This window comes from Paratractidigestivibacter sp. (assembly GCF_052362415.1).
Lineage (GTDB): Bacteria > Actinomycetota > Coriobacteriia > Coriobacteriales > Atopobiaceae > Paratractidigestivibacter.
Genome location: NZ_DAWEMK010000029.1, coordinates 5,013 through 5,556 on the forward strand (window position 1 = coordinate 5,013; position 544 = coordinate 5,556).

A 544-nucleotide genomic window follows, 5' to 3' on the forward strand; every position below is an offset into this window, starting at 1 on the left:
GGTGAACCCCGGCTTCGGCGGGCAGAAGTTCATCCCCGCATCGGCCGCCAAGCTGCGCCGCCTGCGCAGGCTGTGCGCCGAGCACGGCGTAAGCCCGCTCGTCGAGGTCGACGGCGGCATCAACGCCCAGACCGCGCCGATCGTAGCCAAGGCGGGAGCGAACGTCCTCGTCGCCGGCAGTGCCGTCTTCGGCCAGGCCGACTGTTCCGCGGCGATCGCGCAGATCAGGGCCGCCGCCGAATCCGGACTCGCAAAGAAGGCCTAGGTACCCATGACATCGGCTAAAACCGTATATCTCGACTACGCCGCGTCCGCGCCCGCGAGGGAATCCTCTCTCGCCGCGGAGCGCGCGTACGCCGCCTCCGACTACGCCGGCGCGAACCCCAACTCGCTGCACGGCATGGGGCGGCTCGCTGCCCGCGCCCTCGACCAGGCGCGCGCCGACCTCGCCCGCTGCCTGGGCGGGAGGTTCCGACCCGCCGAGGTGACCTTCACCTCCGGCGGCACCGAGAGCAACAACCTCGCGCTCTTCGGCCTCGCCGAG

At 71.5% G+C, this 544-nt stretch carries 1 protein-coding gene and 1 pseudogene; both read left to right on the forward strand.

Annotation, left to right across the window (positions count from 1 at the left end; all coding sequences use genetic code 11):
- A pseudogene (locus ACT84W_RS04470) lies at positions 1-265 on the forward strand (ribulose-phosphate 3-epimerase); the annotation flags it as partial.
- Between the two features lie 6 nt (positions 266-271).
- A partial coding sequence (locus ACT84W_RS04475) for an aminotransferase class V-fold PLP-dependent enzyme (RefSeq protein ID WP_444328345.1) occupies positions 272-544 on the forward strand: 273 nt, incomplete at its 3' end.